This is a genomic window from Candidatus Villigracilis affinis (assembly GCF_016705895.1).
Taxonomy (GTDB): domain Bacteria; phylum Chloroflexota; class Anaerolineae; order Anaerolineales; family Villigracilaceae; genus Villigracilis; species Villigracilis affinis.
Genome location: NZ_JADJKT010000041.1, coordinates 21788 through 43065, shown reverse-complemented (window position 1 = coordinate 43065; position 21278 = coordinate 21788). Strand labels below are relative to the sequence as shown.

Below are 21278 nucleotides of genomic sequence, written 5' to 3'. Positions count from 1 at the left end.
AACTGGACAAAAACATGAACCCAATCCCAAAACTTACCTCCCTCGGTCAATCTCTTTGGTACGACAACATTCAGAGGAAGCTCCTCGAAAACGGCGAACTTAAGGCGATGATCGAGCGCGGTGACATCCGCGGCGTGACCTCGAACCCGACCATTTTTCAGAACGCCATCGCAAAGACGACCGATTACGACGCCGCATTGACCCCACTTGCCTGGGCAGGCTGGGATGCAGAAAAGATCTTCTGGCAGGTTGCCATCGAAGATATTCAGGAAGCCTGCGATCTCTTCCGCCCGTTGTACGATGAAACCCGTGGCGGTGATGGCTACGTGAGTCTCGAGGTCAGCCCGTATCTGGCGAATGACACCGAAGGCACACAGAAACAAGCAAAGGAATTGTGGGAGCGTGTGAACCGCCCGAACTTGATGGTGAAGATTCCCGCCACCAAGGCTGGTATTCCTGCAATTCGCACTTCGATCGCGGCGGGAATCAACATCAACGTGACGCTGATCTTCTCGCTCGACCGCTACGCCGCCGTGATGGATGCCTATCTTGCAGGCCTCGAAGACCGCATCGCCGCGAACGAACCCATCGAAATGGTCGCATCGGTTGCGTCGTTCTTTGTCTCGCGTGTCGATACCAAAGTGGATCCGCGTTTGCCCGAGGGCTCGCCTTTGCGCGGACGCGCCGCAATCGCAAATGCCAAGATGGCCTACGATGCATTCGAATCCATTTTCACTTCGCCGCGTTTCGCCACCCTCAAAGCCCGCTTCCGCGCGCGTGTGCAGCGTCCGCTGTGGGCTTCCACGGGCACGAAGAATCCCGCATACCCCGACACGCTCTACGTGGATACCCTCATCGGTCCCGACACCGTCAACACCGTGCCGCCCGCCACGCTTGATGCCTTCCGCGACCACGGCACCGCCAGCCTCACCATCACGCGCGGCCTTGAAGAATCACAGATGTTCTTCGCCGAACTGAAAGCCGCTGGCATTTCGATGAGCACCGTCACACAGGAATTGGAAGAGGAAGGTGTGAAGTCTTTTGCGGATGCATTCACGACTCTCTTGCAAGCCATTGAGGATCGGAGGAAGAGCGCCGTATCTTCACTTGGACCTTTAGCTGATTCTGTGGCCAAGCGTTTAACTACGCTGGAAGAACACTCGGTCGCCGCCCGAATATGGGCACACGACCCCACACTGTGGGCCAGCGACCCTGAAGGTCAGGCAGAGATCAAGATCCGCCTCGGCTGGCTGCATTCCATCGAAGATGCCCGCACTCGGCTTGATGGTTATCTCTCCTTTGCAAAACAGATCCACGAAGAAGGCATTGACCGAGTCCTCGTCATCGGCATGGGCGGCTCGTCACTGACTGCCGAAGTGTTAAGTTCCTTGCTTGCGGCGGCCAATGTTGAAGCGAAATTGTCCCTTGCCATTCTCGATTCGACTGATCCGGAACAGGTGGCATTGGCGGCAAAGAATTATCCGCCAGAAAAATCGTTGTACATCCTCGCCAGCAAATCGGGCGGCACTGCGGAATTGCTGGCTGCTTTCGATTATTTCTGGGAACTCAGCAAAGGCGACGGCTCGCGCTTCATGGTCACCACCGATGCGGGCACATCCCTTGAAAAACTCGCCAAGGATCGCGGCTTCAGAAAAGTATTCAACGCCGACCCCAACGTGGGCGGACGTTTTTCCGCGCTGACCGATTTCGGTTTGGTCCCCGCCGCCTTGCTTGGCATGGACATTGAAAAACTGCTGGCTTCCGCTGAGAAGATCAAGCATGCCTCACGCAAGAATACCAGCGCGGGCTTTGCGCTTGGCGCTCTACTTGCTGAGTCTGCTCTCGCAGGCAGAGACAAGCTTACGGTCCTGAGTGATGCGCCTGTTTCAGCGTTGACAGGCTGGATCGAGCAGGTCATTGCCGAGTCCAGTGGCAAGCATGGAAAGGGCATCCTTCCCGTGCCGATGGAGCCTTTGGGTTCACCCGATGTGTATGGTGATGACCGCCTGTTTGTATATTTGCGAAACAACGGTGAATTGAGCGACGGGATTGCCGCTTTGAAAAATGCTGGCTTCCCTGTGATCGAATTACCAATTACCAATCTCTACGACGCGGGCGCGGAATTTTTCCGCTGGGAGATCGCTGTTTCGGTGGCCTGCCATATTTTGGGAATCAATACTTTTGATCAACCCGATGTGCAAGATAGCAAACTGCGCACCATCGCGAAGATCAAAGATTATCAAGCCACAGGCAAACTTGCCGAAGCGGACCTGGTGGACATCGCCGATGCGAAATCTGCTTTGGAGAAATTTGTTTCCGATGCGAAAGCGGGCGAGTTTTTCACCATCAATGCCTATCTGCCGCGCAACAAAGACACTGAGAACGTTTTGCAAGCCTTGCGCGTTGCCATTCGTGAAAAGACCAAATGCGCCGTTTCTGCTGGCTTTGGTCCGCGCTTCCAACATTCAACGGGACAATTCCACAAGGGCGGCCCCAACAAGGGACGTTTTATTCAGGTGGTGTACGATGCCCAAAACGATATGGACATCCCCACGCAGGGAATGACCTTCGGCACACTGATCCGCGCGCAGGCGTTGGGCGATTACGAAGCATTGATCGCCGCTGGGCGAAAAGTATTGCGCGTGAAGTTGAACAATCGGTGGAGGTGGAGAAATTGGCCACACTTTTGGGTTGAGTTTATTAATGAACCGCGAAGTTTGCGATGGGCGCGAAGAAAATCTTTTTTCTCTTTGAGCCCATCGCGGTAAATAAACAGAGAGGATGTATTTAATGGGTAAATCTAGCCTCAGGAAAATGTGTCGCCTGCCGTCGTGAAGAACCGACCTTGACCGATGCCGAGATCGCCGACCTGCATTTGCATGTCCCCGCCTGGCAGATTCTCGAAGTGGACGGTGTCAAACGGATCGAGCGCATCTTCAAACTCAAGAATTTCGTCGAAGCGATCGCCTTCACGAACAAGATCGGCGTCATCGCCGAAGAAGAGGATCACCACCCGCTGATCATCACCGAGTGGGGCAGGGTCACCGTGCAGTGGTGGTCGCACAAGATCAGGGGATTGCACAAAAATGATTTCATCATGGCGGCGAAGACGGATGAGATTGCCAGCGAATAATGAGAATATCGTTTCAAAGCATGTTGCATTCCGAATTAATCTTTAAATAGATTTTCTTTATAATAACAAAATGGACGCAGATAAACGCAGAAAACGCTGATTCTTTTATCAGCGTAAATCAGCGTTCATCTGCGTCCAAATTATATTTGGGGAGATTTTTCTACAAACTGGCTCTGCGTTTTTTCAACGCCTCGTCATCCAACCACTTGAAAATCCTCAGCACGAAATGAAAATCTCCCAGCCAACTGAGAAAGGACGCCCACAACGCGACCAGTCCATTGGGGATTTCGGGTAATTCCGTGGCGGGGGTGAAATCCACTTGGCGATTCCCGATCTCGAAGGTGTAGCGGCCTGTCTGTTTGATTTCGGGATTCAGATTCAGGTAAGCGCGCAGGTGTTCGTACTCGTCGCGGGTCATCCATTGCGGCAGGTCTGAGGTGGCTTTGAATTCGCAGATCAGCGCGAGGTCTTGCAGCAGGGATTTTTGTTCGGGGGTCAGCGAATTTTCATTCGATTCAAAATACACCACATCAGGGTCAATGCGCACAAGCGGCTTGAGCCACAGCCGATTGATCACCGTGCGGATGGCGTTCCTTGTCCCTGGGATGGTGAAGTTGTAAAACAGCACCGAGTCGCGGTGTTTTTCCCAATGCGCGCCCACATCGGGTCCGATGCGCATGGCGTCGCACAGGCCGAGTGCGGGCAGAATCGGTGTGCCGCAGGTCAGGAAGAACGCATCCGCGCCCATCGCTTCGCGCATCACGCGCAGGCTTTCGCGGTACGCGGCTTCGCGCGGCATGTTGTTGTGCCGTTTGCCTTTCAACGCGCCCGCGTAGAGGAAGTCCAGTTTTAGGTAGTCAAAGCCCCAGGTGCGGACCTGCTTCATGAGCGCAGCCAGCCACGGGGTTACGTCAGGATGCGTGGTGTCGAGCGCATACAGCGGCTGTCCCCAGTTGAATCCCGCCGAGACGAATTGTCCATGTTCATCGCGCAGAAACCAATCCGCATGTGTACGAAACAGCCGCGAAGTCTTCGTTGCGATCAACGGCGCGAGCCACAATCCTGCGCGCCTGCCCGTTGATTTTATTTTTTGCGCAAGATCAGCCATGCCCGATGGAAATTTTTCGTTCACCGTCCAATCGCCGATATCCATCTGCCAGCCGTCGTCCACTTGCAGCACTTCAAAAGGCAGGTCGGTCAACTCGTCGAAAATTTTATGCAGCGCGGGCTCATCAATGGCGTGATACAGGCTGTACCACGAACACCACACACGCGGCGTATCATTTCTTTGAATGGACCCGAAGCGATGTTCCAACGCATTGGCATATTCAGCAAAGATGACATCTTCCCGACCGAACGCCATGAACCATTCGACATCGCCCGCTTCGCTCCGCCCTGTGAGTTGATCCTGTTCAAGGAGCACGATCGTGTCTGTGGCAAGCGCGCCCAACAAAAGCACGTTGCCATCTGCAAACTCCACCGCGCCCAGCCACGATCCATTCGGGCGTGACTCATGCACCGACTCCGCATCCACCTGCAATGGATGAAAGATCGCAGGCTTCTGCACAGGCAGCGGACTCAAACTCGTCCACGCCGCCAGTGACCACGATTGCCAGCCGTGACGATAATATTTGACAGGCGCCGAAGGCAGTTCAATCTGCAACTCCCGCGCCTTGATGATCTTTGATTCAGTTTGGATTTTTGAAAAGTGAATTTTGGTCATGGGTAATCCTGAAAATTTTAACCACCAAGGGTCACGAAGGGTCACAAAGTTTTTTCAAGGTTTTCCTTCGTGTTTCTTTGTCTCCTTTGTGGTTGAAAGAAACCTTGCGCCGAAGAACGCCAGCCCGCCGCCGACCAGCACCGAAAACAGCAGCACAAAATGCGACCCAGCCGCAATGGCCAGCGCGGTTTTGTATGGATAGTCAAATGCCACCAGCACCGAAGTCCAGCCGACCTCGTGCGTGCCGATGTTGGCGAAGCCCTGCAGGGGGAGCAGGGTCAGCGGAATCATCACGATGGAAATGATCGCGATGTGATAGAACGCGACGGGCAGTCCCATGCTCCGCGTGGCGAAATAAAAATTGGAATAAACACACAGCCAGATTCCCGCAGTGAGCAGGGCTACCCGTCCATGCGCGCCGTGGCTTTGAATCTCGCGCAACCCCGCGATGAATTTTGTCCACGCCGCGCGGATGCGGGTGAGCAGGGTTTTCTCGGTGGCTGGTTGTTTGTCCGTTGCGGGTTTGCTGAATTTCAGAAAAAGAAAAATGCCGATTGTGCCGAGCAAAATCAACAGACAGAAGATGACCGATGATTTGAAAATCCAATCGGGCATGTCCTTTTTTGAAAACGGCAAAAGGATCGCCAGGATCAATGCCACGACCGAAAAGTCGTAATAGCGCGCCGCTAGCAAAGTGGCGGTCCCTTCGGTGAGGGAAATATCCAATCTGTTTTTTGGCGAGGAAGATATAGGTCACATCGCCTGTTTTGGCGGGCATGAGGTACATCAAAATATTGTGCAATGCCGAAACGGGAATCAGTTCAAGCCACGTCACTGGGCGCGAGTAGATCAAATTTGTAAAACGCAATGCCCGCAAAAGAATATTCACCAGATACGCCAGCAAAGCCATCCCCAGCCATCCCCAGTGGATATCAGAAAACGCCACGCGCAAAATCTCCCAATCAAGGTTGAGAAGCAAATACGCGAGTAATACTGCAGAAAGGATTCCGCTGATGATGTAAAGGAGGAGGTTACGATTTTTCATATTGGTATCAAACTCTCGTTGGTCGAGTAGGGCGGGCGTTCTTCGAGCCCGTATCGAGACCAACAGGTTTACTTCAACCAATTACCTTCTGTTCCCATTCACTTTCCCCGCCATACCCATACTTCGCCATCCTTGCGCCGCAAAGGGATTGCAATTGTGCGGCTTGTTTCGGCGTCCAATCGGGCCATTCAGGGAAATCGGTTTTGGATGAGGTGTTGGCAGGCTGGCGGAATTTCTCGCGGATTCCCGTCACACGCGGCAGGCCGAGAAAATCCGTAATTGCGCCGAATAAATCTTCGGGATTTTCGGTGTTGAACAAATCTTCGAATCTCACGCGCATATACGGCGTGGACGTGTTTTCCAGGCCTTCCATCACGCGGTTCTTGAAATCCCAGATCCAGCAGTATTTTTCGAAGCGGGTGAATCCGAAGGCTTTGCTGAGCGGCAATTCGCCCACCAAAAACGGATTCGGCTGCCAGAATGGGACGAAATAATTGGCGATGAAACTCGTCCCTTTTTGGCGGGAGAAGTTCAAGTGTGAGGTCACATAACTGCGCGGATCGCGAACGATGTGCAGCACTCTCAGGTTTGGGTAAAGTTCTGGTGCAAGTGGAGCCAGTCCGTACAAAAAGCAATTCGCATCAATGTGGAATTTCGCTTCGCAGGTTTCGATTTCGTTTCCCTTGAGCATTTTCCACGCGGTTTTCAATCCGCTTTTGGGGAAGAGATGTGAGAAATGTAAATTAGTGAGAATCTGGATCGGTCTTGAGGCGCCGCGCTCATGATAGGAAGCAGCATCGGGATACAGGTCCGCAAAGAGGCGTGAAAAAAAGATCGTCCCCGTGCGCCCAGTGGAGATGATCAAAATTGGCTGGGTATCTTTCATTCGTCTTCGTTGAGAGGGTTGTTCGATTCGCTGCGGTCGAAGCGCAGTTGTGCGATCTGCTCAGAGACTAGCCCCACCATGAAGATCAGCGCCGCAGTGGACATCAGCAGGGCGGAGGTTTGTCCGTAGGGCGCGTTGAGGATGAAGATGCGCATCAGGCCGTAGGCCACGCCGAGCACGAAGGTGAAAATGCTGACAGGCACAAAGATCTTCAGCGGCGCGTAAAAGACCGCGATCTTCAGGATGATCATCAAAAAGCGCAGACCGTCGCGCAGCGGCTTGATCTTGCTCTTGGTTTTTCCCTCACGCCGCGCAAATCGGATCGATTCATAGCCGAGGCTGTACCCCGCACGAACGACAGACAGCGTAATAGTGGTGGGATACGAAAATTGATTCGGCAAAAGGTAAACGAATTGGCGCGCAATATGCGCTTTGATCGCGCGGAAGCCCGAGGTCAGGTCTTCGATCTTGCGCCCTGAAACGTAGGTGGCAAGCGAATTGAAGACCCTGTTGGCCACATCGCGATGTGCAGCCGTATCTGATGCGCGGTTGCGGCTGCCAACGACCATGTCATAGGGGCCGATGCGATTTACGAGTTTGATAATGTCATTCGGGTCGTGCTGGCCGTCGCCGTCAATGGTGACGAGGATCTTTCCGCGCGCATTGCGAATCCCTGTTTTGACCGCCGCGCCGTTGCCGATGTTGTAGGGATGTTCGATCACTCTTGCCCCGGCGTCGCGCGCGCTTTGGGCGGTGTTGTCCTTTGAGCCGTCGTCAATGACGATGATCTCGTTCTCTGGGTCCAGTGTGTTCACCACCGCGCGAATCCGCTCGATCACGCCGCCGATCACCTCGCCTTCGTTGAAGGCAGGGATGATGACAGTGATCTTCGGTGATGTCTTTTTTTCTGGTTGCATTCATTGCTCCATAAAAGCCGATTGCTCGGAGCGCGGATTTCAATCCGCGTTGTGTGATCGTGTCGGACTAAAGTCCGCATTCCAATAATGACTTGCTTCCCCAAAAAGCGCGCTGGGATAATAATCGAAACAAGTATAATTGGCTAGGTATCCCCGATTTTAGGAAGAATCATGCTCAAAAACAAGTCTGTTCTTATTGTCATCTCCATTATTTTCTGGTTGTTTCTCTCGTTATATCCCTGGCAATCCTGGCTCGAATGGACAGGCGTCCTGCGTTTTCTGATCGGCCTGTTCATTTATTTTGTCCCTGGCGTGCTCACGTTTATGCGCGTAAGCGGCGACGGCAATTTTTCTCCGCGCGTTTTTCTTGGCGGGTTTGTCGTTTCTGTTTTCGCAACAGGCTTGCTCGGCCTGCTGGCGCGTTTGTTTCAACTCAACTTCACCTTTATCCGCTGGGGATTTGCGTTGTGGGGCGCCGCCGCTTTGTTGCTCTTTTTCCTGATGGATGTGAAATTCACCTTTCAATTTGAAAAATTCACATGGTGGGAGATCGTCTCGCTGCTTTTTGCAACAGGCGGCGCAATTTATTTTGCCAGCATCGCCCGCCCGCCGTTGATCCACGACGACGCCTTCACCTATAACGCCCTGCTTTATTATTATCAGCACGCGCCCGCGCTTGAATTTCAATTTCCTGTTTCACTCGATCGTTTGGAAATCCCCCGCTTTTGGATCGCCTATTGGCCGCTCGTCGAAGCCATGATCTCTGGATTCAGCAAAGTGGACGGGCTTATCATCGCGGGGGCGTATCTTCCCCCCGCTCTGGCCTGCTTCTCCTTTTTGGGCATTTACTCCCTCGGGCGGACTCTCGGTCTACCCCGCGCCGCGGCTGGGCTTGCCATCCTCGCACAGGGATTCAGCCTCATGCGCCTGACGAAGTGGAATCAGCCTGGCAATCTCTTTTATCAACGACTCACTGAAGATAAGGTCGTCGCGGCTTTCTTCATTTCGTATCTTTTCATCCTGCTGGCAGTGGAATATCTGGAAAAGCCCGAAGTGCGGAAATTGATTCTCGTCGGTGTGGCGGGTTTGGCGATGGTGTTCACGCATCCCATCCAGTTTGGCATGGCCTGCATGATCGTCGGCGTTTACGGTTTGCCAAAACTGCTCGATAAAGATATCCGCTGGAAGTATGTGATGATGATCGGAATCCTTGCGGCGGTGGTTTTGATCCCGTACACCTTCCGCTTCGGTGGGGGGGAGTATTCACAAACCCTCAGCTTTTCGCTCGATGATGTCGCCGAGAACGATGAATTCGCCCGCTTCGGTGTTCGCCGCGTGGATATTATCGAAGGCACGAATTTTTACGGCATTTCGCATTATTTGACTCAGGGATTGCCGTATGAGGTCAGCCTTGTTTCGGCAGTTCTTTGTCTTTTCTTCTTTTGGAAACACAAACATGCCCGCTATGTGCTGGCGGCGTTTCTCGTTTTGGGTGTGAGCATGTTCCCCTACACAGGCTGGATCGTTGGCATGTTCACCACGCCGTTCCAATTGTGGCGACTCACCTGGCTGATGCCTTTCGGGTTGGCTTTTGCGTTTTTGATCTGGGCTGGTTTTGAAATTTCACAGAAACTTGAATTCGTCCGCCGCATGGAATGGATTCAACCTGCCTATTATCTGGCGATGACCGTTGCCATGCTGGGGCTGGTCGTGTACGTCCGACCGTGGGCGATGGAAAATCTCCCGCCCAACGGCATTGACATGGTGGATCTGTATTCCAATTACGTCAGCACTGCGCGGCAGATGAACGAAATGGATGTCGATTCGCCGATCATCATCGGCGGGCCTGATGCCGCCACCAATTCCATCATTCCCAGCCTGACGTTGAAATTTGAGCCGCTGGTCTTCCGCGTGCAATCGGGCGGCGAGCAGACTCAGCTCTGGAAACCCCTTATCGGGGAGAATCTTTCTCCGTCAGAACGCCTGACCAAGTTTCAGGAAAGTAAGATCGAGTATTTGTTGATCCGTGACGAGCCCGCGTGGGTGGTCGAGTTTCAGCAAAGTTTCCCCGAAAACGTTTCCCTTGTCTTCAAAGACCGCAGGTTTAGTTTGTATCAAATTACCCCGTAAATGGATTTCAACCCGTCTGCCGCCACTCTGTGTGGCGGCTTTTTATTTCCCCCTTGACGATTAAAACGCCACAAGGTATATTCTGCGCGTAACTTTCGGAAGGCATAGAGTGAATCCATGTATGAATTCGACAAAACAGATATAAAAATCGTCAACTTGTTACTTGAAGATGGCCGAATGTCCGCTTCTGAGATGTCCCGCCGTATGGGCGACATTTCTGAGCGGTCTATTCGGTACCGTGTGGACCGCATGATCGATGATGGGGTCATTCAGATCAGTGCGGTGGTCAGCCCCGAGGCGCTGGGTTTCACCATCAAGGCCGATGTCTGGCTGGAGGTGGAATCCGACCTCATTTTCGAGGTGGCAAAGAAAATGGCTGCTTTCGAGAATGTCACCTACGTGGCCTGTGGTATCGGTCAGAACGATATCAGTATTCAGGTGGTCGCCCGCGATACTTCCGAGATATATTATTTCGTCACGGAAGTGGTCCGCAAGGTGACTGGGGTGCGCAAGACCACGACTTCCATTGTGCCCATCATCCTCAAGGATGTTTATCAGTGGCGAGTGCCCGAACGAATCGCAAACGAGTTGTCTGAAAAAGAAGCCGCAACAACATCCAAATAACCCATTTCAAGGAGAGTGTATGTTTGGTTCGAAGACGCAGGCATTACAGCAGCGCGCGCAAAAAGTTTTACCATTGGGGGTGAATTCCAATTTTCGTTTTTGGGGTGACGGGATCACCCCGTATGTAGACAAGACCAAGGGCGGATATTTATGGGACGTGGACGGAAAGAAATATATTGATTATCGCCTGGCCTTTGGGCCGATCATCCTCGGTCACGCCTACCCCGAAGTTGATTCAAAAGTAATTGAAGAGATTCAGCGGGGAGTATTGTTCGCCATGACGGGCGAGCTTGAAGTGGCCGTTGCAGAAATGATCGTTGAAATGTCGCCAGCCATTGAAATGGTGCGCTTTGCCTGTTCAGGAACCGAAGCCACCATGCATGCGATCCGCGTTGCCCGCGCGTACACTGGGCGCGATATTATTTTGAAATTTGAAGGCAATTATCACGGCATGCATGACCATGCCTTGTGGTCAACCTATTCGCCCGTGGAAGCTTATGGCAATCGTAGAAGCCCCATTGCTGTGCCGGCATCTTCGGGTATTCCGAAATCGATGCGCGAATTTATCATTACCTTGCCCTTTAACGACTTTGAAGGCTTTGAGCGCGTGATGCGATCCTATGGGGAGCAGATCGCCGCAGTGATCACCGAGCCGTGTCAGGGAAATTGCGCCGCGATCAATCCGCAGGAGGGATTCCTGCAGCTCATCCGAAAAAAGACTGAGGAATATGGCTGTGTCTTCATCCTCGATGAAGTGAAAACTGGCTTCCGCATCGCAAACGGCGGCGCGCAGGAATATTACAACCTCAACCCTGATATGGTCACCTACGCCAAAGCACTCGGAAATGGATATCCCATCGCGGCCTTCGGCGGCAAACGGGAGATCATGTCCATTATTGGGCATGGGGTGGCACAAGGCGGCACGTACACGAACAATAAGCCCGGTGTGGCTGGCGCGTTTGCCACATTGAGTCTGCTTAAATCCAAGCCGATCCTCAAGACCATCGAAAAGCGCGGACAACGCCTGATGGACGGTTTGAAGGAGATCTTCGAAGAGAATGATATTCCTGCTGTCTTCACGGGATACCCCGCCATGTTCTCATTCTCATTGAATATTGAGTCTGTCACCTGTCAGCGTGACTGGCAGGAAAGCGACCGCGACCTTTATTTGCAATTGGTGGAGAAAGCCGTTGCAAAAGGTGTCATGCCCGATCACGATGCCCGTGAGCCATGGTTCCTATGCTACGAGCACTCCGATGCAGACGTAGACGAGACTTTGAACGTGTACGCTGAGATCGTGAAGGAAGTGAAAAAATAACTGTTTAAAGGTTTGAATGTTGGAAGGTTTCGACTTGTCAACTTTTAAACCTATGTACTTGTTAACCCTATGGAGAATCCATGACCAAACTAACCTCAAAAGAAATCGTTGATCTCAGCAAGGAATACACCTTTTTCTCATGGTCGGTGCAGGGGCAGGCCAATCCCATTCCAGTGGAAAAGGCGGAGGGTATTTATTTTTGGGACGTGGACGGAAAACGCTATATCGATTTTTCGTCCCAACTCATGAATACCAATATCGGCCACCAACACCCGAAAGTGGTCAAAGCCATTCAAGATCAGGCGGCTAAATTGTGCTTCGTGCATCCAGGCAACACCACAGATGTCCGTGCCCAGCTTGGCAAGAAACTCTCAGAGGTGACGCCGGGTAACTTGAAAAAGACCTTTTTTGCCCTTGGCGGTTCAGAAGCGAATGAGAACGCTATCAAGATCGCGCGCTTCTACACCGGGCGGCATAAGATTCTTGCACGTTATCGTTCTTATCACGGAGCGACTCACGGTTCCATTGCATTGACAGGTGACTACCGTCGTAATGCTGTTGAACCTGCCATGCCCGGTGGAGTCCATTTCCTTGATCCATTCTGCTATCGCTGTCCGTTTGGGCAGAAGAAAGAATCCTGCAAGCGCGAGTGCATTTCCCATCTCGAAGAGGTGATCAAATACGAAGGTCCCGACAAGATCGCCGCGATCATCATGGAAGGTGTGGTCGGCTCGAATGGGCTGATCGTTCCGCCCGATGATTACTGGCCGCGAGTCCGCGAGATCTGTGATAAGTACGGCATTTTGTTGATCTCAGATGAAGTAATGAGCGGTTGGGGCCGCACCGGCAACTGGTTTGCCGTGGATAATTGGGGTGTAACCCCTGACATTATCACCACCGCGAAAGGCATCACCAGCGGATATGTCCCCCTCGGTGCGGTGATCGTTTCAGACAAGATCGCCGAATATTTTGAAGATAAATATCTTTATGCAGGCCTCACATATAACGGCCATGCATTGGCTTGTGCAGCAGCACTCGCCACCATTGAAGTGTACGAAGAGGATAACCTCATCGAAAACGCGCGGACGCTGGGCAATTACCTTGGCGAATGCCTCGAAGACATCAAATCGCGGCATCCTTCCGTAGGCGATGTGCGTTACATTGGCCTGTTCTCTACCATCGAATTGGTTGCGAATCGCGAGACGAAGGAAATCTTCGCGCCGTCTGTTATGGCGGAAGTGGGGAAAGCTTTGCGTGAGAATGGGCTTTTCACCTTCATCATGGCGAATAATATGGGCAGTATGGTCTTTGTCGTCCCGCCGCTGTGCATCACAAAGGAACAACTGGATGAAGGTCTGGCGCTGGTTGAAAAGGCGCTGGAAGTTGCGGATAAAAAAGTGAGTTAGAAAGTTGGAAGGTTTGAACGTTTCAACCTTCCAACTTTCTAACGTGATTGGAGAAACCATGGAAATCCTAAACTACATAAACGGTGAATGGGTCAAGCCTACTGTAAAAGAATATTTTGATGTCATCAACCCTGCTACAGGATTGGTGATCGCAAAGACGCCGCTCGGCACCAAGGCTGATGTGGATGCGGCGGCAAAGGCTGCCAGTGAAGCATTGCCTGCCTGGCGCAGAACCCCTGTCAACGACCGTGTGCAATATCTGTTCAAACTCCGCAATCTCATGCGCGAGAACGGCGATGAAATCGCCAAGCTCATCACCAATGAAGCGGGCAAGACCTTTGAAGAAGCCAAGGCTGAAATGGTGCGAGCCTATGAAAACGTCGAAGTTGCCTGCGGAATGCCGCATATGGGCAAGGGCGAATTTGTTGAAGACATCGCCCCTGGTATCGACGAGATCATGATCCGTCAGCCTGTGGGTGTGTGTGCAACTATTGCGCCGTTCAACTTCCCGGGCATGATCCCATTTTGGTATTTGCCCTACGCGCTCGCTGCTGGCAACACCTACATTGTCAAGCCTTCTGAAAAAGTGCCAATGACGATGCAATTCATTTTCAAGCTCATTGAGCAGGTTGGCTTCCCGAAAGGCGTGGTCAACATGGTCAACGGCGCGAAGGAAACCGTGGATGGCATTCTCGAACACCCTGCCATTCGTGCCATCACCTTTGTTGGTTCGACCAATGTGGCGAAGTATATTTACTCCACCGCAGCGGCGCACGGTAAACGTGTTCAAGCGCAAGGCGGAGCGAAGAATCCCGTCATCATTTTGCCTGATGCAGATATGGAAATGGCGACGAAGATCATCGCCGATTCTGCCTTCGGGTGTGCTGGTCAGCGTTGTCTGGCAGTTTCTCTCGCTGTGACAGTGGCCGAGTCGAAGAATCATTTCACCGAGTTGATCTGCGATGCCGCGGCATCACGTACCGTTGGCTACGGCATGGACTCCGGCGTGCAGATGGGACCCGTCATCAACACTGCGTCACAACAGCGCGTGGAGCAGTTGATCGCTCTCGGCGCGAAGGAAGGCGCAGGCGTGCCGGTGGATGGACGTGGGACGGTGGTGAAAGGCTACGAGAGTGGATCTTTCGTCAGACCGACGATCCTCTCCGACGTTAAGGCTGGAAGCGAAATTGCGAGGACGGAAATCTTCGGACCCGTGTTAAGTCTCATGCATGTCAACACCATTGATGACGCCATCCAGTTGGTCAACAGCGGACAGTATGGAAACCAGGCCAGCTTGTTCACGACGAGCGGCAATGCAGCGCGTCGTTTCCGCTATGAAGCGGATGCGGGCAACATCGGCATCAATATTGGTGTGGCTGCGCCAATGGCTTTCTTCCCGTTCAGCGGTTGGAAGGATTCGTTCTTCGGCGACATGCACGGACAGGGGACCGATGCTGTAGAGTTCTTTACCCAGAAGAAAGTTGTGGTCGAACGTTGGCCCAAGGAATGGTCGAGAAAATTTTAGTTAAAAGACCTGACGGGTTTTCAAAACCTGTCAGGTCTGTAAATTTGAGGATAAATCATGGCAGTAGATTACGAAGACGCACTGGATTATTCATCACGTTGGATGGATTTGATCAAAAAGAATGAGTTTCCGACAACCGAACAGGCACACCAGATCATTGATGAGTCGAAAACGAATTTTGCGGAACATTACAACCGCAACTGGTTGGAATACCGAAAGAGTGTGACCGAGTCGGGAGATTGGGCGGCTGTGGAATGGGGCGGCTCAGGAGCGGTGTTCAAGGATGTGCTTGGGCGCGAATACCTGGATTTTCTCGGTGGCTACGGCATGTTGGATTTGGGATGGAGTCATCCCGATGTGGTTGAAACGGTGAAGGCACAATTGAATCGCTCGCCGATGCCTTCGCAGGAATTGATCGATCCCCTTCGCGGTGTACTGGCGAAATTGCTTGCTTCCATTACACCAGGCGACCTGAAATATAGCTGGTTTGCTGCCAGTGGTACGGAAGCCAATGAAGCCGCGATGAAAATTGCCAAGCTGTATACAGGCAAGACGGCGTTCATTGTGGGTGTAAGGGCATTCCACGGCAAGACGATGGGTGCGCTTTCGTTGATGGGTAAATCCGATTACCGCGCCCCGATGGGGGCGCTGTATGCGGGGCAGGTGTATCACGTCCCGTTTGGGGATGCGGATGCGGTGGAAAAACAGCTTGAGATCTGTGAAAAGGTTGGCATTGGTGTTGCTGCAGTGATGTTTGAGCCGATCCAGGGTGAGTCAGGGGCGATCGTTCCGCCTGATGATTTCTGGCCGCGCATCCGCGCCGCAACGAAAAAGTATGGCGTGCTGTTAATAGCGGATGAAGTGCAAACTGGTTTAGGACGCACAGGCAGGTTATGGGGTGTTGAGCACTGGAACGTGGTGCCTGATATTTTGACGGTTGCCAAATCATTGGGCGGCGGCGTCATGCCTGTCAGCGCGGTAACGACGACCGAGGAAATATTCAAGCCAATGATGTATCCAAACCCGTTCATGCATACAACGACAACGGGCGGCGGCGCGCTGGCTTGTTCTGCGGCGATCTCCGCCATTCATGTCACATTGCGCGAAAAGTTATGGGAGCAGGCGGCTGCCAAAGGTTCGTACCTGATTCCACAATTGGAAAAATTCGCGGCGCAGTATCCACAAATTTATGAGAAAATAACGGGCATGGGTTTACTGATCGGCATGCATTTCAAGAACCCGGAGATCGGCTATAAGGTTGCTTCGGGATTGTTCAAGCGGGGTGTGCTGGTTGCAGGCACGCTGACAAGTGCACAAACCATTCGTATTGAACCGCCGCTGGTGGTTACCATGGAGCAGATCGATATGCTGCTTGACCGCCTGGGTGATACGCTAGGTGAAATTAGCAAGACAATGTAATTTTCCAAAACTCATCGAGGAGAAGATAGATGATCAGTGAATTTGCAGTTGAAATGCGCGATGTTGTAAAACGTTTCATTACTCCGGAAGGAAATGAGATGGCCGCCGTGGATCACGTGACGATGAAGATCAAGAACGGCGAATTCTTTTCCATGCTTGGCTCTTCCGGGTGCGGTAAGACCACATCCCTGCGAATGATCGCCGGGTTTGAGTGGCCTACCGAAGGTGAGGTATTTATTGAGGGGAAACCGATGGGGCACACGCCGCCTTTTCAGCGCAAAGTCAATACAGTGTTTCAAAGTTACGCCTTATTCCAACACATGACCATTTATCAAAACGTCGCTTTCGGCTTGGAAATGGAAGGTGCAAAAGAAGAAGAGATAAAAAAACGCGTCGGACGCGCGTTGGATATGGTCCAGTTAACCGGGATGGATCGCCGTAAGCCCAAGCAGCTTTCCGGCGGACAACAGCAGCGCGTCGCTCTTGCCCGTGCGCTGGTCAAGACACCGGATGTTCTCCTGCTCGATGAGCCTCTCGGCGCGCTGGATTTGAAACTGCGCAAGGAAATGCAGCTTGAATTGAAGGCGCTGCAGCAACAGCTTGGAATTACCTTCATCTACGTCACGCACGATCAGGAGGAAGCCCTGACCATGTCTGATCGTATCGCGGTGATGAGCAAGGGGAAGGTGCAACAGATGGGGTCGCCGGTGGAAGTGTACGAACGCCCCGCGAATAAATTTGTGGCAGACTTTATCGGGGAGTCGAATTTCCTCGAAGGCAAGATCAGGACCATCTCAAAGGATGAAGCGACGGTTTTCATCCCCGGCTTGAATGCCGAGTTGACCGGCATGCCGGTGTCTGATGGGCTTGTCAAAGGCGAGGAAGTTTATGTTAGCATCCGTCCTGAGAAGGTCCGCATCACCGAGAAAAATGCGATCAATCAGAATATATTCCACGCGAAAGTGACTAATACAGTATATATTGGCGCGGACACGCACATTTATGTGGAAGCACATGGTGTGAAGTTGAAGGTGTTGGAGCAAAATCGTATTTCACGGCTTGACCCCAAATCGTTCTACTCGGTGGGCCAGGAAGTGTGGTTGATGCTCATGCCTGAAAATACACTTTTACTGAAGAAGGATTAGCCATGCTTCAGCGACTTCGTGAAAGTAAATCTGCACAGGGTACGCTTTTGGCGCTTCCCACAACGGTTTGGTTGTTTGTGCTGTTGATCATTCCGTTGATCCTCACCTTGATCGTAAGTTTCGGTAAACGCAGCCCCGATGGCGATGTGATTTACACATTTACATTGGATAATTACATCCGTTTGTCAGGCTATAGCACAGACTGCCCTGATGGCCAGACCGCTTGTTTTGACCCGTTATATGTGGGCATTCTGGGCCGCTCAATGTCACTGGCGTTTAATACGACGTTCTTTGTGATCACGCTGGCTTATCCGCTTGCTTACTTTATTGCACGTGCCCATCCCAAACAACGGAATATGTATCTGTTCATGGTTTTGATCCCTCTGTGGACCAATTTCGTTATCCGCGTTTATGCATGGATGATGCTGTTACGCAAGGAGGGTGCAATCAATATCATTATTGGCTGGGTGATGAATTTGTTGAATATCCCATTCACACCGCTTGAGATGTTGTACACCCCGGGCGCCGTGTTGGTGGGGATGGTTTACGAATTCCTGCCGTTCATGATCCTGCCGATCTATACTTCGCTCGAAAAGATCGATAACTCACTTTACGAAGCTGCTGCGGATCTGGGTGCAAATGCCGTCAAGACGTTTTTGCGAGTGACATTGCCCCTTTCCATGCCTGGCGTGGTGGCTGGGACGATCCTTGTGTTCATCCCCGTGATGGGAACATTTATCGTTTCCGATATCCTTGGCGGACGACAGGTGATCCTCGTTGGTAATCTGATCCAGCGTCAGTTCCTCGATGCACGCGACCCGACATTTGGTTCAGCCGCTTCGCTTATTTTAATGGTGCTGACCCTGATCGTTACCTACTTCTACACTCGTAAATTTGGATTTGGAGAGGAGATCGTGGCCGCATGATAATCCCGCAAACTACAATCTTATTTGAAATGGAGGGTGCGGGATGAACCCCTTTCGCCGTTCTCCTTTCGTGATCGCTGCGGCGATCTTTGTGTACACCTTTTTGTACGCGCCGATCATTATCCTGATCCTGTATTCTTTCAATGCTTCGCGGACGAATGTGACCTTCGAAGGTTTCATCCCCGCCTTCAGTGACCGCATTGAAATGGACGGCAGTCTCGTGAAAGCGAGTCCCTGCGGACCGTTTCACTGGTACTGCGACCTTGCGAATAATGACGATGTGGCAGAGGCTGCGGGCAACACCCTGACCATCGCTTTCACTGCCACCATCATTGCCACCATCATCGGCACAATGGCGGCGCTTGCGCTTCAACGCTACAATTTCAAGATGAAGCCTTTTTCGCAGTTGTCGCTCTATATCCCGATCGTCATCCCAGAGATCGTGATGGGCATTGGCATTCTTACCTTGTTCAGTCAGTTCTTTGGCTGGGCAAATGAAGCCTTTAGCCTGCAAGGCGATGCAAGATTGTCGCTTGGCATTGTGACTGTGACGGTGAGTCACATTGCTTTTATGGTACCCTTTGTTACGTTGGTGGTTCAGGCTCGTTTACAAGGTTTTGATAAATCCTTCGAGGAAGCTGCCATGGATCTTGGCGCCAACGAATGGACCACCTTCCGCCGCGTGACTTTCCCCATGATTCTGCCTGGCGTTCTCTCAGGTGCCTTGCTCGCCTTCACGCTTTCGCTGGATGATTTCGTAATTACCTTCTTTACAAACGGCCCGGGTTCCACCACCCTGCCGATCTACGTATATGGTCTTTTGAGAAGGATTATCACCCCGCAGGTTAATGCACTTTCAACGGTATGGATCTTGGTTGTATTCACTGCTGTACTACTTTTGCAGATACTTCAAAGTCGTGATTCGAAACAGCATTCGTAATTTGTTTAGGGTATTTCACGCCCGAAAAGGCGTTGTGCCAAACGATTCAATACTTCTAAGGAGGAAGAGATGAATAAAAAGAACCTGTATGGATTATTAGGGGTGTTGGTAATAGCAAGCATGGTATTGACCGCCTGTGGCGGCGGTTCTGCCGCTCCAGCTTCCGATACTGAATCGGAAGGGCCAAAAGTGACTTCGACCGGCTTTGAATGCCCTGAGCCGAGCCCGCGTATGGAAGTCACCTCTACAGAATTGAACATCTTTGTATGGACCGAGTATTTCCCGCAAGACATGCTTGATTGTTTCGAGCTGGTCTACGGCATCAAGTTGAACCGCGACGAGTATTCCAGCAACGAGGAAATGTATGCCAAGATTTCCGCTGGCGGCTCTTCGTATGACCTTGTTCAACCCACCGACTACATCATCGGCCTGATGATCCGTCAGCAGCTTTTGCAGGAACTGGATCACTCCAAACTGCCCAATATCGGCAACTTCGATTCGGGCTGGATGGATCAATCCTTCGACCCGGGCAACAAGTACACCCTGCCTTATTTGGGCGGCACTGATTCGATCGTGGTGAACACTGCCACCGTCGAAAACATTCCCACCTCATGGGCAGACCTCTGGAAGCCCGAATATGCAGGCCGCATGATCTTCCTGGATGATTCCCGCGCCGTGATCGGTCTCACACTTCTGACGCTTGGCTACGATGTTAACACGACCGATCCTGCCCAACTGGAAGAGGCGAAAGCGAAACTGGCCGAACTCGTCCCGAACATCAAAGTGTTCGATAGTGACAGCCCCAAGACCGCTTTGATCGCTGGCGATGTCGATCTCGGCATGACCTGGACTGGTGAAGCCTTCATCGCTAACCAGGAAAACCCCGATATCCAGTACGTCTACCCGACCGAAGGCCCGATCCTCTGGCAGGATAACTGGGCTATCCCCGTTGGTGCATCGCACACTGATGCGATCTATGCCTGGTTGAACTACACCATGCAAGGTGATGTCTTCTGGCTGACCATCCGTGATTTCCAGTACACCAACCCCAACAAAGCCGCGCTGGAATACGCCAAGGCCAATCAGCCTGATGTTTACAAAGCCTACGCCGATTCCCCGATCACAAACCCGCCCGCCGAGGCTGTAGCGAATGGACACGGCATCGAAGATGTTGGCGATGCAACTCCGTTGTTCGATGATATCTGGGTCGAAGTAAAAGGTGGACAATAAAATAACAGGCGTACGTCAGTACTTGCCTTGAAGTACAATAACCTCAATGGGTAAGCACCCATTGAGGTTATTTTTTATTGTTGGAAGCAGTGGAACGCCTAGACCTTCGTGTAGTCAGAAACTGAGGTCGTAAGCGTTACTGAAAACAATGATTTTATAATCAATAGTTATAAATTCATTGACTTTTGTGCAAAAAAGGAATAAAATAAACCAATGGAGAGCGTAATCGGTAATACCCCTTCCAGTCGTCTCGACAATATAGATCAATACATTATCGATGCCATGCGGAAAGATGGCAGGGAAGCCTTCGCCCAGATCGCCGAGAAACTCAACGTCTCGCCGGGCATGATTCGCCAGAGATATAACCGACTTGTCGAGCTTGGTTATCTCAAAGTGGTGGCGGTCACAAATCCCCTCATGATGGGCATTCGCACCATGGCACTCATCGGCATCCATACCGACGGCCATAAAATGCTACAGGTCGCTGAGGAGATATCCAAACTTGATGAGGTCGTCTATCTCGTGGTAGTCAGCGGCAGATACGACATTGTATGTGAAGTCTTTTGCCGTGATCACGAAGACTTGCTCAAGTTCCTTACCGAAAAGCTGGCCCAGGTGGATGGGATCCGTGAGACTGAATCATTCATCCATTTGAAAATCATGAAGGAAATTTATTTTTAGGAAATTCACGCTGCACACCGGACCTCGGTCCGGGTGCGGCGGAATAAAACTTTGTCCGCCCCGTAAAATGAACGACGGCGGAGCCTCTTGAAAGGGAAAATGAAAGCGTTTTTGAAAGCAGTTCGTATGATTGGGGAAACCTTTACCAAAGTATATATGGTGGGGCTATTTATAAATCCAAACTGTCATCCTAACTCGCGTATTCGCGAGTTATAAAACTAAATGGAGCA

General features: G+C 51.8%; 16 protein-coding genes and 1 pseudogene. 13 read left to right on the top strand and 4 right to left on the bottom strand.

The annotated features are described in order from the left end of the window. Positions 1-14: 14 nt before the first annotated feature. Both IPI86_RS24295 and IPI86_RS24290 read left to right on the top strand, forming a co-directional pair. Positions 15-2768 (top strand): bifunctional transaldolase/phosoglucose isomerase, encoded by a 2754-nt coding sequence (locus IPI86_RS24295; protein WP_345300624.1) that lies wholly within the window; start codon positions 15-17, stop codon positions 2766-2768. Positions 2769-2797: 29 nt separating this feature from the next. Continuing rightward, a pseudogene (locus IPI86_RS24290) lies at positions 2798-3133 on the top strand (4a-hydroxytetrahydrobiopterin dehydratase); the annotation flags it as partial. A 160-nt stretch (positions 3134-3293) separates the two neighbouring features. Here IPI86_RS24290 and IPI86_RS24285 read toward each other — a convergent pair. The 4 genes from IPI86_RS24285 to IPI86_RS24270 form a co-directional block, all read right to left on the bottom strand. Next, positions 3294-4856 carry a glycoside hydrolase family 36 protein gene (locus IPI86_RS24285; RefSeq protein WP_345300623.1) on the bottom strand — a complete coding sequence of 521 codons (1563 nt, stop codon included), beginning with the start codon at positions 4854-4856 and terminating at the stop codon, positions 3294-3296. Positions 4857-4910: 54 nt separating this feature from the next. After that, positions 4911-5582 carry a lysylphosphatidylglycerol synthase transmembrane domain-containing protein gene (locus IPI86_RS24280; protein WP_345300622.1) on the bottom strand — a complete coding sequence of 224 codons (672 nt, stop codon included), beginning with the start codon at positions 5580-5582 and terminating at the stop codon, positions 4911-4913. Positions 5583-5974: 392 nt separating this feature from the next. Next, positions 5975-6787: a sulfotransferase domain-containing protein gene (locus IPI86_RS24275; RefSeq protein ID WP_345300621.1), complete on the bottom strand. Its 813-nt coding sequence runs from the start codon at positions 6785-6787 to the stop codon at positions 5975-5977. After that, a complete protein-coding gene (locus tag IPI86_RS24270; protein WP_345300620.1) occupies positions 6784-7704 on the bottom strand; it encodes a glycosyltransferase family 2 protein in 921 nt (306 codons plus the stop codon). The genes IPI86_RS24275 and IPI86_RS24270 overlap by 4 nt, the downstream gene beginning before the upstream one ends. A 171-nt stretch (positions 7705-7875) precedes the next feature. On the opposite strand from IPI86_RS24270, the gene IPI86_RS24265 reads away from it, so the two are divergent. The 11 genes from IPI86_RS24265 to IPI86_RS24215 all read left to right on the top strand — a co-directional run bounded on the left by IPI86_RS24265 (position 7876) and on the right by IPI86_RS24215 (position 21048). Continuing rightward, positions 7876-9834: a hypothetical protein gene (locus tag IPI86_RS24265; protein ID WP_345300619.1), complete on the top strand. Its 1959-nt coding sequence runs from the start codon at positions 7876-7878 to the stop codon at positions 9832-9834. A gap of 117 nt (positions 9835-9951) precedes the next feature. After that, entirely contained in the window at positions 9952-10458 is a 507-nt protein-coding gene (locus tag IPI86_RS24260; RefSeq protein ID WP_345300618.1) for an Lrp/AsnC family transcriptional regulator, read from the top strand. Positions 10459-10477: 19 nt separating this feature from the next. After that, the gene (gntE, locus tag IPI86_RS24255; RefSeq protein ID WP_345300617.1) at positions 10478-11776 is read left to right on the top strand and encodes a guanitoxin biosynthesis PLP-dependent transaminase GntE; all 1299 of its coding nucleotides are present in this window, start codon (positions 10478-10480) and stop codon (positions 11774-11776) included. Positions 11777-11856: 80 nt separating this feature from the next. Beyond that, entirely contained in the window at positions 11857-13182 is a 1326-nt protein-coding gene (locus tag IPI86_RS24250; protein WP_345300616.1) for an aminotransferase class III-fold pyridoxal phosphate-dependent enzyme, read from the top strand. Positions 13183-13240: 58 nt separating this feature from the next. Then, positions 13241-14707: a CoA-acylating methylmalonate-semialdehyde dehydrogenase gene (locus tag IPI86_RS24245; protein ID WP_345300615.1), complete on the top strand. Its 1467-nt coding sequence runs from the start codon at positions 13241-13243 to the stop codon at positions 14705-14707. Positions 14708-14764: 57 nt separating this feature from the next. Further along, on the top strand, positions 14765-16126 hold the full coding sequence (locus IPI86_RS24240; protein WP_345300614.1) for an aminotransferase class III-fold pyridoxal phosphate-dependent enzyme: 1362 nt from the start codon (positions 14765-14767) through the stop codon (positions 16124-16126). A 29-nt stretch (positions 16127-16155) separates the two neighbouring features. Further along, positions 16156-17271: an ABC transporter ATP-binding protein gene (locus tag IPI86_RS24235; protein ID WP_345300613.1), complete on the top strand. Its 1116-nt coding sequence runs from the start codon at positions 16156-16158 to the stop codon at positions 17269-17271. Positions 17272-17273: 2 nt separating this feature from the next. Beyond that, positions 17274-18197, top strand: coding sequence for an ABC transporter permease (locus IPI86_RS24230; protein ID WP_345300612.1), 924 nt, complete (start codon positions 17274-17276; stop codon positions 18195-18197). A 43-nt stretch (positions 18198-18240) separates the two neighbouring features. Beyond that, a complete protein-coding gene (locus tag IPI86_RS24225) occupies positions 18241-19137 on the top strand; it encodes an ABC transporter permease (protein ID WP_345300611.1) in 897 nt (298 codons plus the stop codon). 69 nt (positions 19138-19206) lie between these two features. Then, positions 19207-20367 (top strand): spermidine/putrescine ABC transporter substrate-binding protein, encoded by a 1161-nt coding sequence (locus IPI86_RS24220; protein WP_345300610.1) that lies wholly within the window; start codon positions 19207-19209, stop codon positions 20365-20367. Positions 20368-20580: 213 nt separating this feature from the next. Beyond that, the gene (locus tag IPI86_RS24215) at positions 20581-21048 is read left to right on the top strand and encodes an Lrp/AsnC family transcriptional regulator (protein WP_345300609.1); all 468 of its coding nucleotides are present in this window, start codon (positions 20581-20583) and stop codon (positions 21046-21048) included. Positions 21049-21278: the final 230 nt, after the last annotated feature.

Bases quoted from the DNA above. Each gene is read 5' to 3' on its own strand.
- IPI86_RS24240 (WP_345300614.1), top strand. From the start codon at position 14,765: ATGGCAGTAGATTACGAAGACGCACTGGATTATTCATCACGTTGGATG.
- IPI86_RS24245 (WP_345300615.1), top strand. From the start codon at position 13,241: ATGGAAATCCTAAACTACATAAACGGTGAATGGGTCAAGCCTACTGTA.
- IPI86_RS24285 (WP_345300623.1), bottom strand. From the start codon at position 4,856: ATGACCAAAATTCACTTTTCAAAAATCCAAACTGAATCAAAGATCATC.
- IPI86_RS24230 (WP_345300612.1), top strand. From the start codon at position 17,274: ATGCTTCAGCGACTTCGTGAAAGTAAATCTGCACAGGGTACGCTTTTG.
- IPI86_RS24220 (WP_345300610.1), top strand. From the start codon at position 19,207: ATGAATAAAAAGAACCTGTATGGATTATTAGGGGTGTTGGTAATAGCA.
- IPI86_RS24235 (WP_345300613.1), top strand. From the start codon at position 16,156: ATGATCAGTGAATTTGCAGTTGAAATGCGCGATGTTGTAAAACGTTTC.
- IPI86_RS24295 (WP_345300624.1), top strand. From the start codon at position 15: ATGAACCCAATCCCAAAACTTACCTCCCTCGGTCAATCTCTTTGGTAC.
- IPI86_RS24265 (WP_345300619.1), top strand. From the start codon at position 7,876: ATGCTCAAAAACAAGTCTGTTCTTATTGTCATCTCCATTATTTTCTGG.
- IPI86_RS24275 (WP_345300621.1), bottom strand. From the start codon at position 6,787: ATGAAAGATACCCAGCCAATTTTGATCATCTCCACTGGGCGCACGGGG.
- IPI86_RS24215 (WP_345300609.1), top strand. From the start codon at position 20,581: ATGGAGAGCGTAATCGGTAATACCCCTTCCAGTCGTCTCGACAATATA.
- gntE (WP_345300617.1), top strand. From the start codon at position 10,478: ATGTTTGGTTCGAAGACGCAGGCATTACAGCAGCGCGCGCAAAAAGTT.
- IPI86_RS24260 (WP_345300618.1), top strand. From the start codon at position 9,952: ATGTATGAATTCGACAAAACAGATATAAAAATCGTCAACTTGTTACTT.
- IPI86_RS24250 (WP_345300616.1), top strand. From the start codon at position 11,857: ATGACCAAACTAACCTCAAAAGAAATCGTTGATCTCAGCAAGGAATAC.
- IPI86_RS24225 (WP_345300611.1), top strand. From the start codon at position 18,241: ATGAACCCCTTTCGCCGTTCTCCTTTCGTGATCGCTGCGGCGATCTTT.
- IPI86_RS24270 (WP_345300620.1), bottom strand. From the start codon at position 7,704: ATGCAACCAGAAAAAAAGACATCACCGAAGATCACTGTCATCATCCCT.